The sequence below is a fragment of the Blautia sp. An46 genome, assembly GCF_002161645.1.
Classification (GTDB): Bacteria; Bacillota; Clostridia; order Lachnospirales; family Lachnospiraceae; genus Blautia; species Blautia ornithocaccae.
In genome coordinates this window covers 21444-37428 of sequence record NZ_NFIF01000006.1, presented here as the reverse complement: position 1 = coordinate 37428, position 15985 = coordinate 21444, and the positions used below count along the sequence as shown (strand labels likewise).

14 protein-coding genes are annotated in these 15985 nt (G+C 45.4%); 1 reads left to right on the top strand and 13 read right to left on the bottom strand.

Annotated features, from left to right (window positions below; genetic code table 11):
- Positions 1 to 39: 39 nt before the first annotated feature.
- The 3 genes from B5G00_RS06385 to B5G00_RS06375 are packed head-to-tail and all read right to left on the bottom strand — an operon-like array spanning position 40 to position 3153.
- Entirely contained in the window at positions 40 to 900 is an 861-nt protein-coding gene (locus B5G00_RS06385; RefSeq protein WP_087270272.1) for a carbohydrate ABC transporter permease, read from the bottom strand.
- Positions 900 to 1772, bottom strand: a complete 873-nt coding sequence (locus B5G00_RS06380) for a carbohydrate ABC transporter permease (RefSeq protein ID WP_087270269.1) — start codon at positions 1770 to 1772, stop codon at positions 900 to 902. Before B5G00_RS06380 ends, B5G00_RS06385 begins: the two co-directional genes overlap by 1 nt.
- Before the next feature lie 16 nt (positions 1773 to 1788).
- Complete coding sequence (locus tag B5G00_RS06375; protein ID WP_087270579.1) at positions 1789 to 3153, bottom strand: ABC transporter substrate-binding protein; 1365 nt, start codon at positions 3151 to 3153, stop codon at positions 1789 to 1791.
- A gap of 344 nt (positions 3154 to 3497) precedes the next feature.
- Between B5G00_RS06375 and B5G00_RS06370 the strand changes: the two genes are divergently transcribed.
- Positions 3498 to 4535: a LacI family DNA-binding transcriptional regulator gene (locus B5G00_RS06370; RefSeq protein ID WP_087270266.1), complete on the top strand. Its 1038-nt coding sequence runs from the start codon at positions 3498 to 3500 to the stop codon at positions 4533 to 4535.
- 429 nt (positions 4536 to 4964) lie between these two features.
- On the opposite strand, the gene B5G00_RS06365 is transcribed toward B5G00_RS06370, so the two are convergent.
- The 10 genes from B5G00_RS06365 to B5G00_RS06320 form a co-directional block, all read right to left on the bottom strand.
- Entirely contained in the window at positions 4965 to 5582 is a 618-nt protein-coding gene (locus B5G00_RS06365; RefSeq protein WP_087270263.1) for a nucleoside recognition domain-containing protein, read from the bottom strand.
- A 65-nt stretch (positions 5583 to 5647) separates the two neighbouring features.
- The gene (locus B5G00_RS06360) at positions 5648 to 6340 is read right to left on the bottom strand and encodes an HIRAN domain-containing protein (protein ID WP_087270260.1); all 693 of its coding nucleotides are present in this window, start codon (positions 6338 to 6340) and stop codon (positions 5648 to 5650) included.
- 41 nt (positions 6341 to 6381) lie between these two features.
- A complete protein-coding gene (locus B5G00_RS06355; protein ID WP_242971300.1) occupies positions 6382 to 7629 on the bottom strand; it encodes a CapA family protein in 1248 nt (415 codons plus the stop codon).
- A 31-nt stretch (positions 7630 to 7660) separates the two neighbouring features.
- A complete protein-coding gene (gene rsmI, locus B5G00_RS06350; RefSeq protein WP_087270257.1) occupies positions 7661 to 8506 on the bottom strand; it encodes a 16S rRNA (cytidine(1402)-2'-O)-methyltransferase in 846 nt (281 codons plus the stop codon).
- Positions 8503 to 9255, bottom strand: a complete 753-nt coding sequence (locus B5G00_RS06345; protein WP_087270254.1) for a tRNA1(Val) (adenine(37)-N6)-methyltransferase — start codon at positions 9253 to 9255, stop codon at positions 8503 to 8505. The genes rsmI and B5G00_RS06345 overlap by 4 nt, the downstream gene beginning before the upstream one ends.
- 19 nt (positions 9256 to 9274) lie before the next feature.
- Positions 9275 to 10159 (bottom strand): PSP1 domain-containing protein, encoded by an 885-nt coding sequence (locus B5G00_RS06340; protein WP_087270250.1) that lies wholly within the window; start codon positions 10157 to 10159, stop codon positions 9275 to 9277.
- Between the two features lies 1 nt (position 10160).
- Positions 10161 to 11150: a DNA polymerase III subunit delta' gene (gene holB, locus B5G00_RS06335; protein WP_087270247.1), complete on the bottom strand. Its 990-nt coding sequence runs from the start codon at positions 11148 to 11150 to the stop codon at positions 10161 to 10163.
- 69 nt (positions 11151 to 11219) lie between these two features.
- The gene (locus B5G00_RS06330) at positions 11220 to 11807 is read right to left on the bottom strand and encodes a guanylate kinase (RefSeq protein WP_087270244.1); all 588 of its coding nucleotides are present in this window, start codon (positions 11805 to 11807) and stop codon (positions 11220 to 11222) included.
- Positions 11808 to 11818: 11 nt separating this feature from the next.
- On the bottom strand, positions 11819 to 13264 hold the full coding sequence (locus tag B5G00_RS06325) for an aminotransferase class I/II-fold pyridoxal phosphate-dependent enzyme (RefSeq protein ID WP_087270240.1): 1446 nt from the start codon (positions 13262 to 13264) through the stop codon (positions 11819 to 11821).
- Complete coding sequence (locus tag B5G00_RS06320; RefSeq protein ID WP_087270237.1) at positions 13264 to 15963, bottom strand: DEAD/DEAH box helicase family protein; 2700 nt, start codon at positions 15961 to 15963, stop codon at positions 13264 to 13266. Before B5G00_RS06320 ends, B5G00_RS06325 begins: the two co-directional genes overlap by 1 nt.
- Positions 15964 to 15985: the final 22 nt, after the last annotated feature.

The window sequence follows — 15985 nt, the reverse complement described above, 5'->3', positions numbered from 1 at the left end:
CAAACGAATAGCATCTCTGGCTGCCTTTGGGCAGGAGCCTTATTTCACTGCTCCGGCAACAACTCCGCCGATAATCTGCTTTTGCAGCGCTACGTACAAGATCATGATCGGTATTACGCACAGCAGAAGACCTGCCATGATCGTTCCGTAATCCGCTGAATATGTACCGTAGAAGCTGTACGTGGAAAGGGGTAACGTTAAAAGCTTCTTATCTGTAAGTACCAAAGATGGAAGAAGGAAATCATTCCAAAAAGACATGGCGTTCAAGATCACCATTGTGGAAATCGTAGGTTTCAGCAATGGAAATACGATCTTGAAAAATGTCTGGATATGTGTGCAGCCGTCAATGTAGGCCGCTTCTTCCAGGGCTATAGGTACATTTCCCTTTATAAACCCATGGAACATAAACACGGACATTGCCATGGAAAATCCTGTGTGCATGAAGATCAAAGTGATTCTGTGGTTCAGGATATTCAGCGTGCCTCCGTAAATACTTACCAGAGGGATCATGATCGCCTGGAAAGGTATGATCATGGAAGCAACCATTAGAGCAAAAGTAATCTTAGAAATCTTATTATTGTGTCTCACGATATAGTAAGCCAGCATGGTTCCCAGAATAGTAACCAGCACAGTGGCAGAAACGGTTACGATCAGAGAATTTTTAAAAGCATTCAGAAAGTCCATCTGGTTGAAGGCATTGACAAAGTTGTCAAAGGAAAGTCCCTTAATGGTAAACAGCCAGGAAAAAGGACTCTTGATGATATCCCGTTTCTGCTTTAAGGAATTGATCAGTACCATAAGGAAGGGAAACATATAAGCAATAAAAATAACGATCAATACTGCCATTGCGATAACATTCTGAACCTTTCTCTTGGTTCCGCCGATTTTTTTCTGATTCATTATGCTTCCACCTCCTGTTTCTTTGTGAGATATACCTGAAGACCGCTGATACATGCTACTACGATGAACAGGATCAGGGCTTCAGCCTGGCCTGCGCCGAACTGCCTGGAAGTAAAGGCTTTTTCATATACATGCATGGCTGCCATTTCCGTAGTGCCGTAAGGGCCTCCTGCAGTAAGAGAAAGGTTTACATCGTAAACCATGAAGGCTCTTGATAAGGTCAGGAACAGGCAGATCGTGATAGAGGACATCATCAGGGGAAGTACGATCTTTCTCATCTTTAACCATCCGGAAGCTCCGTCAATGCTGGCTGCTTCCATAACGTCTTCGCTGAGTCCCATAAATCCTGCCACATAGATCAGGATCATATATCCGGAAAGCTGCCATACAGAAACCAGTACCATAGCCGCAAAGGCCTTGTTTGGATCTGAGAGCCAGGAGGCTTCAAAAAGACTCCAGCCGGTGCTTTCTCCAATATTTACAAACACTCTGGAAAATACGAACTGCCAGATATATCCCAGAACGATACCTCCGATCAGATTCGGTGTAAAGAAGCCTGCCCGGAAGAAGTTCTGGCCTTTAAATCCTCTTGTAAGAAGATAGGCGATGGCAAAGGCAATGATATTTACCAGCAGCACTACAAGGATCACATATTTAAAAGTCAGCAGCATAGATGTCCAAAATTCATGGTCTTCGATCACCTTCCGGAAGTTGGCAAGGCCGATAAAGTTCTTTACCTCGGCTACGCCGTCCCAGTCCGTAAAGGTAAGGTAAACGCCGTATATAAAAGGGATAATCACTACTGCAAAGAAGCAAAACATTCCCGGCAGCGCGAAAATACCGAAATCTTTTCCTTTATTCTTTGATTTCATCATTCAACCTTCTTTCTTATTCCTGTTCTGCCCAATAATCCTCAATGGATCCTATCAGTTCCTCCCGGTCACTTCTGCCTGCCAGATATTTCTGCATGGCTGCTCCCAGCACAGACCAGTGGTCATTAGGAACAATAGCAGATGCATTAAAGGCTTCTCCCCTCTGTACCTTCTCATAAATGTCACGGCTTAAAGGATCTGCCGGTTCATAAGGATTGTTCTGGAAGGGCGGTATCAGATTACAGGTATTTACCAGCATCTGCTGGCCGATCTCGCTGTATACGATCCAGTTCAGAAACTCTCTTGCCGCAGCCTTTTCTTCCTCAGAAGCCATCTGTCCGTCCATCATGATCTGCTTGGAAGGTGAGCCCTGGATCATCTGGTTGGCAAAATCTGTTTCATCATCGCTCATGAAGAATGGAAGGAATCCGTATTCGTCCTCTTTCTCAGCTCCTGCCTCTTCCAGGTTCGGCCATGCCCAGTTTCCATTGACCCAGAAAACCGTCTTTCCATCTGCAAGGTCAATGGCCATCTCATCATAGTCGGCTCCCAGAGGATCTGCTTTCGCCACATTATATTTCTTCAGTACATCAAAAGTATCCAGAAAACCTGTCATACGGTCATAAGATTCCAGGTCCAGGCTTCCGTCCTTGATCTCCTCAATAATCTCCTGGGCCCCTGCTGAAGTTCCGTCATAGGTCTCATAAATATACTGTAAAAGATGAGCGCCTAAAGACCAGTCTTCCTTTGCCACAGAAATTGGTTTTTCCACCCCGGCTGCCACCAGCTCCTCTAAGATTTCTGTAAAGTCCTCTCTTGTCTTAATAGAGGAAGGATCAAACTCCTCTCCCAGAGCTTCCTCGATAGCTGCCTTATTATAGATAATCCCTCTTCCCTCAATACACAGGGGGAAACTGTATACTTTTCCGTTCACTTTTGTAAGGTAATCCTCTGCCTCAGCCGTCCAGTTCTCTCCTGACAGGTCCTCTCCCTTCTCCTCAGCCAGAGCGATTACATCTGTGGTATCCAGAATAGACAGTGTAGGAGGCGTTCCGGAATTATACAGGCTTACCACCTTGGTATAGGGAGATTCACCGTCTGTAACCGGCATAACCTCCACATGGACTCCTGACTTCTCCTCAAACACTTTCCCCATTTCTTCCAGGGCAACCTGGATTTCTGCTTTGGAATTCAGCAGCGTAATGCTAGTCCCGTTCAGGCTGGAGTCATACTGAAAGCTGTCCACAGACATGTCTATGGGAATTTCCTCCTCCACCTCATTGGGATCATCCGGGTCACTGGCAAAACCAAATGTACAGCCAGACAGCCCCACAGCCGTCATAGCCACCACAAGTCCTGCGGCAATGACCTTTGCAGCCATTTTTCTTTTCATAGCCTTTCCCTCCAATTTCTTTGTTTACCCTTCGTTCAGGTTTCTTTTTGTAACCGGTTAAGTAACCGGTTACTTTATGCTCATATCTTAACACCTGCACAATACAGCGTCAAGGCCATTTTAGAACTTTGTAAATAGTACACAATTTCATCAGTCTCGTTTTATCTATGTTGAACATAACCGGTTACGTAACCGATTACTTCTTGTTACTCTCATAGTTTTCTGCTATACTGTTTCTTAAAGAAAACACTGGCACCGCCCCTGGCAGAGCCTGTATTTCATGGAAAAGCAGGCCAGCCTGGGCAGCAGCCGAATATTTTAATGGAGATATTATGAGCGAGAAAAAAAATATAACTTTTGACGATATTGCAAAGTATACAAATTTTTCAAAGACCACCATCTCCCGCTATTTCAACCATCCGGACTCTCTCACCCTGAAAAATCAGGAGATCATCGCCAAAGCTCTGGAGGACTTAAACTATAAAGAAAATAAGGTGGCCCGGATCCTGGCTAACGGAAAAACGGAGTTTATCGGTATTATCATCCCTGGACTTCACAATCACTTCCATTCAGAAATGCTGAATAAAATCCTGCTGACCTATGAAAAATTCGGGTACAAGTTTCTCGTTTTTATCGGAAATGAGCGGGAAGAGACAGAGCGGCAGTATATCCAGGAGCTGATGGCTTACAAAATTGAAGGACTGATTATCTTAAGCTTTACTATTCCCTCCAAGGAGCTTGCAGATCTTCAGATTCCCATTGTGACCATAGAAAGAGAAGATAAATATGTGTCCAGTGTCAACACAGACAATTATATGGGAGGTATACAGGCTGCGAGCCTTCTGGCTAAGCATCAGTGCGATGTCCTTTTCCATATCACTGCTCCCACGGCCCAGGAAATTCCCTCCTATGGACGAATTCAGGGATTCCTGGATCTATGTAAGGAAAAGGGTCTGGAGCATCAGGTAATCTATAAAGATTTTGGAGCTGCCTATGAAGAGATAGAAAAAGTTCTCCGGGAAGTCCTGGCAGAACTGGAACAGAAATATCCTAAACAGAAAAAAGGGATTTTTATGTCCAACGATACTCTGGCAAATGTGCTGGTAAACCTGCTGATCCGTAAATATGGCCGTATGCCTGAAGATTATCTCATTGTGGGCTTTGACAACTCTCCCATTTCCAGAGAAGCTGTGGTTCCCATCAGTACCGTGGGCCAGCAGATCGACAAAATTGCTCTGGAGGCAGTGAGCCTTCTTGTAGACCAGATGAATGAACGAAAAAAAAGAAAACCGGCTCCTCTGAAAGAACCGGTCCATAAAGTTATCACTCCTATCCTATTCCGAAGGGAAACCACAGAGGGGCCGCTGTAGCGGCCCTTTCCTCTGGCCTTTCCCAGCGCTTTGCCTGCTCTTCTGTCATCTTCCAGTTTTTCCATAGCCTTTAACTCTTTTCAACTCTTCTTTGCTCGGCAGAACTGTTTGATACTTGCTGTTCTTCTTCATAAATTCTGCAGCCAATTTCATAATAGGCGTATACCATAGATAAATTAACGGCTGTTTTTGAATGCGCCATATCATCGAAAGGCCTATTTAATAATTGGTCAGAAGGTGTCTGACCAATTCACTTCCACTTTTTACACTCTTTTAAGTTAAAATTTTATTATACCGTTGCGAATTATAAGTAGCCAAATACCTATATAGAATGTACCTCTCCATAATCAAAAATTCCTGTTTTCATTTTATTATTGACTTTTTATGATGTCAACAACATAGTAAGAACACCAGAAAAGCGGAGCGTTCTCACGCTCTCAGCCCCCGGTCCATCAGCCGGCAGAATATCACCGCCACCCCTGTACTCACCGCCGTGGCCGCAATCGCCGGCCCTACGATTGCCGTAGGATTTACACTGCCGTACTGGCTTCGGTAGGCAATGATATTTACAGGTATCAGCTGTATAGAAGAAATATTAATGATGAGGAAGGTGCACATTTCATTTCCTGCAATTCCTTTTCCTCTGGCCTTTCCCGGCGCTTTGCCTGCTCTTCTGTCATCTTCCAGTTTTTCCAGTTCTTCCATAGCCTTCAGCCCAAAAGGTGTGGCCGCCCAGCCAAGGCCAAGAAAATTGGCGATCATATTTGCAGATATGTATTCCAAAGATCTGTGTGCTTCCGGTATCCGGGGAAATAAAAAATGAAGCAGCGGCCTCATTGCATTAGTAAGCCGATCCACCAGGCCAGAAGCCCTGGCAATCTCCATCAGCCCCACCCACATGGCCACGATTCCCGCCATGGTAATGCAAAGAGACACTGCCTCTTCCGCAGAGGAAAGGGCAGCCTCCGTTACTTCATTCATGTTTCCGGTAATTCCCCCGTATATGATTCCCACCAGAAGCATACCGCCCCAGAGATAATTCAGCATAGGGAACTCCTAAACTTTTCTTAATTAACTATATGAGGGATTTTCTGATATTATTTAATACTATTTTATTTCTTAACCTCCATAATTGCTTTTATGCATTCATTACAGTTCTTATTCTGATCCACATTATAAATATGGCATACAATATTTCTTCCCTTTTCCAGCAATGCACTTACTCCCGCACTATAGTATCTTGGAACATAGCCGAAAACTTTTCCGTCCTCGCTCAGCATTTGCACTGCGTTGTTGTCATACGCATTGTCTTTTTCCTGTTTTAGATATACTTGGTCTCCTCTAGTGATTTCTGTCGCTTTTTCGCAATTTTTACCACTGCACTCCAAATAATGCCGAACTCCTGCCACATAAAAAATACGCTTTACAGCTTGGTCAGTATCCAAGATTGGGTCAATAAATTCTAGACTGTCAATAGGTAACCGGGCCCCGCTTCTTTTTAGCAATATATATTCGTCGTATTCTTCCAAATCATATTTGTCTAAAATTTTTTTAATATCCTTTCTCTTTCTGTCTGGCAGTCGGCTTGCAAAAATCGGAAAAAGTTTATCACTCTTATATACTTTATTCAAATCCTGAAAACATAACAAAGGCATAAATCCGTCATTTATCGCAGTCTCCACATCTGAATAATACTGAAATTCATACTGTCCATTTTTGATTAATTGCCCTACAATATACTGTTTTCTGGACTTCTCTGATTTCCAAATCAAATAAAGATAGTCTTTGCCGTCTTTGATTGACATATTTACGCCTCTTTTCCATAAACAATTCTACTGAAAACCTTTTACCCCTCTACGGCAGTCCCCGTCACAGTTCCCGACTGGCTCTCCTCCTTGTCACTGTCCAGAGAAGAGTTGATTACCGCCGGTTCTGTGCCATACTGATCTGCCAGACTTTGGGAATACTCCTCTATCCGGGAAATAATCCCTTCCCCGGTATCTCCTTCCACAGGCGTGGGCTGGTAATCATTGACTCCCTGAGCCCAGGAGCCGGAAATCTTTACTGGAGTGATATTGGTTACATTATCCCCCACCAGTTCTCCATCCTCCAGGGTAAAAGTCTGCTGAAAGATCATAGCATCCATATCATTTGGCCCGGAATTTCCTCCGAAACAGAAATTGCCCAGACTATAGACAATGTTCTTTCCTTTATATGTCTCGATTCCCTGAAGTACATGAGGATGATGTCCCAGGACCAGGTCTGCGCCGTGGTCTATAGCTGAATGAGCCAGATCCACCTGAATCTCATTGGGGACGTTGGTGCGCTCGATTCCCCAGTGGAAAGAGGCGATGATGAGCTGAGCCCCCTGTTCCTTCAGACTCTCGATATTTTGGATCATCTCTTCCTCGCATCCCATATGGTCCGCCAGCTCATATGTTCCCACAAGGCCTACTTTAACACCTTTTACATCCAAAAGAGCTGTTCTGTCATAACCGAAGGTAGGGATGCCGGCATTCTCCATAATCTCTATGGTGTCGGTATAACTCTGCTCTCCATAGTCACGGCTGTGATTATTTGCCAGATTGGCCGCTTCCACAGAACCTTCTGTAAGGATCTGCACATATTCCGGATCCCCTTTAAAAGCAAACTGCTTAATCTCCCTCTGGAGTTCCTCTGCGGTGAGAATACCTTCCATGTTCACGATTGTCAGATCATCCTGAGAAAATACATGAAGCACCTTCTGGAAAAAATATCCCGGATCCTGCACTGCCTCATATTTTGCCGGAAGACTGGTGGCATAGTAAAAGTTCTCATCTGTTCCCAAAGTACAGTCTCCTGCAGCGCTGATGGTAAGACTGACCTTCTCCGGCTCTTTTTCCTGGACTTCCTGGGCCTGTTGTTTCTGTTTCTCTTCTTCCTGCTGCCGCTCCGCCCCTGCAGCCATTGCCCGTATTGCCAGCACCAGTATCAAAAGAAGAAGCGCTCCTCCTGCAGCCCCTCCCAGGATCATTTTCTGCCTGCGGACCTGACGGCGCCGCATTTCCATTTTTCTCTCTCGTTCCCTCTGTCTTTTCTTTCTGTTCTCCTCCATAGTTTATCTCCCGTACTTGCTTACGCCAGATTCAGGATTCCTGAAGCAGGCTCTGGTAAATATCACGTTTGCTCACGCCTCTGTCTTTTGCCACCTGCTTCATAGCCTCCTTCTTCTCCATGCCCCGGCTCAGATACAGCTCCATGTGCTCTGCCACAGACATGTCCTCCCATTTCCTTCTCTCTTCTTCTCTTATTTCCTCTCTGGATTTTCCCTCCAGTACCAGTACGCATTCTCCCTTTGGAGGATTGTCCTGATACCATTTCCATGCTTCTTCCAGTTTTCCCTTAAAGACTGTCTCGTGTTTTTTTGTCAGCTCTCTGCACACAGCAACATCTCTGTCTCCCAGTTCATGGAAAAGTTCCTCTAAGGTCTTCACCAGCCGGTGAGGGGCTTCATAGAGCACCAGAGTCCTGGTATCTCTCTTCATTTCTTCCAGGATTTCCTGACGTTCTTTCTTATCCTGAGGCAGAAAGGCCTCAAAGGAAAACCTTCTGGCAGGCAGACCCGACATGGTAAGAGCCGTGATACAGGCCGCCGGTCCCGGTACAGAAGTAACCTGGATTCCCGCCTCCCAGCACATGGCCACCAGTTCCTCTCCCGGGTCTGAAATCCCCGGCGTCCCGGCATCTGTAATAAGAGCTATCTGCTTTCCCTCTTCCATCTGATTTACCAGCCATCTGCCTTTGTCGTATTTGTTATATTCATGATAACTGGTCATGGGTGTCTTTATCTCAAAATGATTCAGAAGCTTCCTGCTGTTCCTGGTGTCCTCCGCCGCGATCAGATCCGCTTCTTTTAATATACGCAGAACCCGGAAAGTAATGTCTTCCAGATTTCCAATAGGCGTTGCACATAAGTATAGCTGTCCCTTCATTTTTTCCACTCCTGTCCGTAAATGTCCAGAACCTCCCTGGCGTATACACCAGGAGCCTCATAGACGATAAGAGGCTTTTCCACAGTCATTCTGGAACGCCCTCCTCTCATCCCCTCGATAAGCACCAGATTGGGCTCTTTATCCACATAGGGATATACCAGCCGCATCCTTTTGGGCTCTATCTTATAACGGACCATAGCCGACAGGATTTCTGCCAGCCGGAAAGGCCGGTGTACCATATAGAACCTGCCCCTGGGCCGCAGGACTTTTGCTCCCTGCTCCAGAATATCCTCCAGAGTACATAAAGTCTCATGGCGGGCAATGGTCTTTGCCTGATTTTCTCCCGTAAGTCCGTGGCTGCCGATCATATACGGAGGATTGGTGACCACTACATCAAAAGAAGAGTTTCCGTATATCTGTGAAGCCTCTTTAATATCTCCCAGTGTAATGGATATGTCTTCCTCCAGGTGATTGTAAGCCACACTTCTTCTGGCCATTTCAGCGCTTTCTTCCTGTATCTCCAGTCCTGTATATTTTCCCTGGGGATACCGGGCTTTTAATAAAATAGGGACGATTCCTGTGCCCGTCCCCATATCCAGCGCCTTCTCTCCCGGTCTGACCTGGGCATACCAGGAAAGAAGCACTGCATCGATGCCAAAACAAAACTGCGAAGGGTTCTGTATCAGCATGTATCCGTTCTGGAGGTCATCCAGCCTCTCATTTTCTCTGATCAGTCTGTTCTCTTCCATGAATGGATGATCCTTTCTCCTATTTATCCTTTTCCAGTTCTTTTAAAGCTTTCATCTCTTCAGGGCTGATCTTAATCTTATCTTTTTTCTGTCTGGATTTAAATTTCAGCTCTGAGGCCTGATACTCTCTCACTTCCTTCTCGTCTTCCACATCCACCACTACTTTCACCAGCTGGCGGAGGACATTGACACTCTGCACTTCCCCTTTCAGTCCTTCCGGGGTAGTTACCTTGTCTCCTGTGTTGGGAAGTTTCCGGTTCAGTTCTTCATAGTTTTCTTCCTCATTTTTCAGACAGCACATCAGCCGTCCGCAGACTCCGGATATTTTAGAAGGATTCAATGACAGATTCTGCTCCTTTGCCATTTTTATGGAAACAGGGGCAAACTCTGAAAGGAAGGTATGACAGCATAATTCTCTGCCGCAGATTCCGATACCTCCCAGAATCTTGGTCTCATCTCTGACACCGATCTGACGAAGTTCTATCCTGGTCTTGAAAACTGCCGCCAGGTCCTTCACCAGCTCCCTGAAGTCAATCCTTCCATCTGCAGTAAAATAAAAGAGGATCTTATTATTATCAAAGGTATACTCCACATCAATAAGTTTCATTTCCAGGTTATGTTCCCGGATTTTTTTCTGACAGATCTTATAGGCTTCTCTTTCCTTCTTCCGATTTGTCTCTTCTTTCTTGTCATCCTGAGCATTGGCAATGCGGATAACATCCTTTAAAGGCTGAACAACCTTTTCTTCCTTTACATCTCTTGGGGCCAGCACCACGTTGCCATACTCTACTCCTCTGGCAGTCTCTACGATTACGTGGTCTCCGGCTTTAATATCCAGATCTTTAGGTGAAAAATAATAGATTTTTCCTACGTTGCGAAATCTTACTCCAATTACTCTTATCATGTCAGTTCTCCCTGATTGTCAGGAACAGAAGCTCCATGGTCAGTTCAAAATTAACATTGGCCTGAAGCCGCACCTTGGCAGTCTCAATAGCCTTGATAATATTTTCCAGACCCTCGTAGGAACTTTTGTCCGCCCGATTTTTTATGTCTTTATACTCCTGTCTGAATACCAGACCGTCTATCTCATGTGTAGCCTTGAACATCAGCACATCCCGGAACCATACGAGAAACAGATCCAGATACTCATAGATGGTATGCTTTTCTTCCGAAAGAGCCTTAATGGCGTCTACCATCTCATACACTTCCATATCCTTGCTTCTTTTCAGTATCCTGAGAGCAGCCTCCATCATCTGAGAAAAATCCTCTGCCGTGGCAATCTGCTTTGCTTTTCCCACATTTCCCTGGGCAAATGCCACACTGACCTCTGCCTGATAGTCGGGAACATGAAGTTCTTCCATAAGATATTTCTTTATAACTTCATCTCTCACCGGCTTAAAGTTCAGGGTCACACATCTGGAAGAAATAGTAGGCAGCAGAGAACCACCGTTATTTACCAGCAGAAGGATTACCGCATAAGCCGGCGGCTCCTCAATGGTCTTCAAAAGAGCATTCTGAGCCTGGACGGTCATTTTTTCCGCTTCATCTACAATGTAAATCTTATAGGGACCGGTATATGGCTTGATGGCCACATCTCCGATAAGCTGTTCCCTGATATCCTCAATACCGATAGAGTTGGGTTTCTCATGGGTAACATAAATAATATCCGGATGATTCCGGTTCATGGCTTTCTTACAGGAACTGCACTGCAGACAGGGCTCTTTCCCATGTTTCTCGCACTGCAATGTCATGGCAAACAATTTTGCCAGAAGCTTCTTGCCGCTTCCCTTTTCTCCTGCAAAAATATAGGAATGGGAAACCTTGTCCATAGCCGCAGCATTCTGTAAATGTTTGATCACTTCTTCATGTCCTAATACTTTTTCAACTAACTGCATTGCAATCCACCTCAATTCCTGCTTGTTTTTGCAAATTTTCATTATGTAATTATAGCACAGATTTTTTCATTACTGCAACGTTTGTATACAGGTTTTCAATTCCTTTACACAGCTTTCCAGTTCAATATTCTCAAAGTGCCTTTCAATTCCTGCTTTTTTCAGATTTTCCAGAGAAAAATCTTCCTCATCTGCCAGGAATCTCCTGCACATTTCCGCATATTTAGGCTCAGGCTGAAGCTCTTCCCTGCGGATTGCCCGTTTCAGCCGTTCTCCATCCTCTACCTCTATATAAAGGGGGCATATCTTCTCTTCTCCGTAATAATCTTTCATGTGGAGATAGGATTCCAGAGTACCGATTCCCAGATAATTCCTCTGTTCCAGCTGAACCTGTCCATCGTCAGCAGTAAAATAAATCCAGGGGCCGTAGACTGTCTGGTAAGTTCTGGATTCAATAATCTTTCCCTGGGCCTCATATTCCTTAAAGGTTTCCTCTCCTACAAAATAGTATTCCCGCCCCGGCTGTTCCCCCTGGCGCATAGGCCTGGTAGTGTAAAGGACAATATTCCTTAAGGCCAGCTCCCGGTCTTCCAGCAGCCTTCGATATATAGTATCCTTTCCTGAAGAACTTTTACCCATGATATAAAATATTTTTCCCATCTCTTCCCTCTTTATCTCTTTTTCACTGTTTTTATTCTCTTCTGTGTATAATCTGACAGGCCCTGGAGGCGGATTCCCTCCTTTTCCCACCGGACTGCCTGTTCTATGAACTCTTCGGTAATCTCTTCTCCCGGAACCAGCAAAGGAATCCCCGGGGGGTACAGATAGGCAAATTCTCCGGAAATGAGCCCTCTGGACTCTGTCAGGTTTCTCTCCTCCTGTTCACTCTCCATAGCCTGTGATATAGACAGGATCTGCCGGGAACAAAGTTCCTGGGGATAATCTGTAAAACTCAGCGGTTTTCTTTTGTACCCTTTCATCAGCCTGGAATCAATTTCCAGCAATGCCTCTGCCAGCCTCTGAAAGCCCTCCTCTGTGTCCATAAGACTGGTAAGGGCCAGGACATACTTAGGGGCCTCCATCTCCAGCTCCAGACCGTATTTCTCCCTGAGTATCCGGTGCAGAGAAGGACCGTCTATATTTGCCCCTTCTCCTGAAATTATAATTTTTGACAGATCCAGATCAAAAATCCCTTTCTGTCCCAGAAGCTCCTTCCCCGGCAAATATAGGGTCTTCATCTGAGCCAGAACCCTTCTCCATTTGTCCAATCGGCATACATACTTCTCAAATTCTTCTTCTCCCCGTTGTTCCACATAGCGGAGGCAGGCCGTTATAGAGGCCATAAGCAGATAAGAAGGGCTGCTGGTCTGGTAGATGCCCAAAAACCTCTCCAGTCTTTCCCTGGACACCAGTTCTGACTGGTTGTGAAGAACCGCCGTTTGGGTCAGAGAAGGTAATGTTTTATGTAAGCTTTGTATCACAATATCTCCGCCCTGATACAGGGCAGATTCTGGAAAATAATCGTGAAAAGGCAGATGGGCGCCGTGAGCCTCATCTACAATAAGAGGAATCCCATATCTGTGAACCGTCTCAGCGATCTTTTTCACATCAGACAAAATCCCGTCGTAAGTAGGTGACGTGATCAGCACTGCCTGAATCTCCCCATCTGCTGCCAGGGCAGCCTCCACATCTTCCGGACAGATTCCTCCGTTGAGCCCCAGACTCTCCTCCCAGGAAGGATACAGGTATACCGTCTCCAGTTCTCTCAGGCAGGCTGCATGGTAAGCTGCCTTATGGCAGTTCCTGGCCATAAGGAGTTTCCCTCCTGGTTTCGTACAGGCAGACACTGCTGCCAAAATCCCTGCCGTACTTCCGTTGATCAAAAAATAAGTCTGCTTTGCCCTGAAGATTTCTGCCCCATATTCCTGAGCTTCCTTCAGGATACCCTCTGCATGGTGGAGATTATCGAATCCCGTAATCTCCGTAATATCTTCCAGATATGGATTTTCCAGATAAGGCGTCACTGCCTGTCTTTTATGCCCCGGCATATGAAAGGGATAGGCTTCTCCTCTTCCGTATTTATACAATTCTCTGTCCAGATATTTTCCCTGACTCATTATTCCAAGGCTCCTTTTACTGTCTTTTTTCTATATATTTTTCTCTGATTCCTATTGGAAAAAGACTCTGCCCTTCCCCGAAGGAGCAGTCTTCTTCCCTCAGGATTTCTTGTATAGATAAGATGGTATTTACCGATATAAGGCTCCATGTCTTTTCGGAAATTTTCCGCTTTTTCCCTGGTTCCAGAAAAAACCTGGGGTACGCAGAAATATTCTACAGGTTTTTCTATGTTTCGTCCATAGACAAGAAGATATCTCTGATTATCTATAGGTTTCAGCATATCTGCCAGGGCCTGGGCAAAGACTGTCTTTTCTCTGTCCGTCCCTCCGCTAAGCCATGCCCAGAAGCGGATTCCTATCTCCTCCTCTGTGGCAGCCTCACAGGAGGATAAGATATACCCTCTCTTCTTCAAAGCAGCCAGCAGTCCTCTGCTCAAAGCTTTGTACCGGCTCATTGGAGTAAGCCACCAGATCAGTTTCTTTCCCCAAAGAAATGTACCTGCAACAAAGACTGCCGAAAGGATAAAGAAGATGAGATTAGAAAACATGGTTCCCCTGGTTATATTCACTCGTACCAGTGTATTGCAGATCTGCATAAGCAAAAGCAGGATCTGGGCTCCCAGGGCGTTATAAAAATGTACGCCCCGACGGCTGCTCTTTTTCTCCGTGCCGCACTGGTCCGCCATCTCCATTTTCTCATAAAAGCACACATCTTCTTTCCATTGTCCGGCAACGATTTCCCGGTGGCTGGACAGCTCCTCCATCTCCAGATTGATCTGCTGCACATGGGCGGGATCATAAGGCGGTGAAATAATAGTAAGCCTTTCCATTCCATTTTCAATCCTGCTGCCGTCATAGCGAAGCCCTGGTATCCCTTCCATTCTTCTCTTTAATGTATAGAAATCCTGGGACAATTCCGGCTCCTGTATTCCCATTTGTTTCCTTTCTCTTTGTTCCTTTGGCTGCAAAAGGCAGACCAGATGCCAGATATTGCTGACTTTATCCGGTTTTTCCTTATTTACCCGGATAGCTCTTCCTCTCATCTGATTTCCCAAAACATAAGAGCCTACAAAACTGGCAAGAATAAGGGAATTAATACAGGGAGAATCCCAGCCTTCACCCAGAAGAGATTTGGTGCCGATAAGAATCTGGATGTCTCCCCTTTCAAAAAGCCTGGTCATAATTTGAATATAGATATGTTGTTTTCCCTGTACTGCTGCCTCTGTATAGCCAAGAGCCCCTCCTCTGCTGTCTGTAAGGGGCTTCAATTCTGGTTCCAGACCTGACGCTTCCAGAGCAGCCTCCTTCAGAAACTTCTCTTTTGCAGAATCTGGAAAGACAAGAAGACTTCCGCAGAGCACTCCCAGTTTCCAATCCATCCCTTGTCTCCTGAGAAGCTCGAATATGGGCAGAACTCCAATATTTCCCACTTCTTTTTCCGGCTCTCCCAGAGACTTTCTGGCCTCTTTCCTTACATAGTCCGTAAGGATCAGCATCCTCAGTTCTTCTCTTTCAGAAGCATACTCCCGGAAAGCAATCCTGCAGATACTATCCATCTTTCCCACGCTGTTTGCCAGCATTCGTTCTATTCGGCTGTTCATCAAAAAGCAGACCTTTCCCTTTTCTATGAGACCGGCTGCTTTCAGCTTTTTCATCAGTTCTTTCTGATAGTTTTCATAGCAAGTGTAGCTTTCTCTATCCTCGTAAAGAAAGCCCTGGAGAAATATTTCCATCCATTTTTCTGACATATCCGGCAGGCTCTCGATTCCCAAAACCTGGAGCCAGGCAGGTGAAAAGGAAATTCCCATACACTGGCAGTAAATCAGCAGGGAAGACAGGTAAGCCGGATTCTCCAGCATTTGGTCAAAATAATTCTCATAATCCAAAAGGGCCCTATGGGAAGCTGCAGCCTCTCTCAGCCTGGAATCTCCAAGAACTTCTTCAAACATCTCATCAGAAGTCATCCGAAACTGTTCCAGCTGTCTTTCCTCATCCCCTGCCGGATAATTGAAGTATACATAGTCCTGGTGAGGACAGAGGCTGCCTTCTTTTACCAATTCAGGAATCGTTATTTCTGCATCGATTTCTCCGCACATCCTGATATACCGTTCCCACTGGGCAGGAGTGGAATCATAGGGCGGTGTGGCAGTCAGACTGATCACCGTCACATCTTTCATTTCCTGCATAAAGCTTTCCAGGGCCTTCCACCACTCATTTTTCAGATGATGGCACTCATCCAGACAGATTGTTCTGATTCCTGCCTCACGGACAGTTTCCAACAGTTGAAAATCTGAAAAATCCACAGTCTCCGGCTCTTCCCCCTCCTGTTCCTCTTCTGTTCCCTGATAACCTTTCACAGAAGAATAGAGGGTCTGATAAGTTACAGAGGTAATCAAAGCCGGAGATTTCAGGTTGTTGGAAAGCAGCCCATTATTTTTTTCTTCTGTAAGAAAGAACTGGCGGATACGTTCCAGCCACTGCTCCCGGATCACGATCCTGGGGGAAAATATCAGACAGGGCTGGCCAGCCCTTCGTATCAGTTCAATTCCCAGGGTAGTTTTTCCTGCCCCCGGAGCCGCTACAATATGTATTTTTCCGTCCTCCAGATATTTATCAGCTTCCTCCAGCACTCTGTTTTGATAGTTTCTCCAGGTTCCTTTAAAGGAAAGAACACCTTCGTAAATATTTTCTCTTTTCACAGCAGCCTCCTATATACATTCC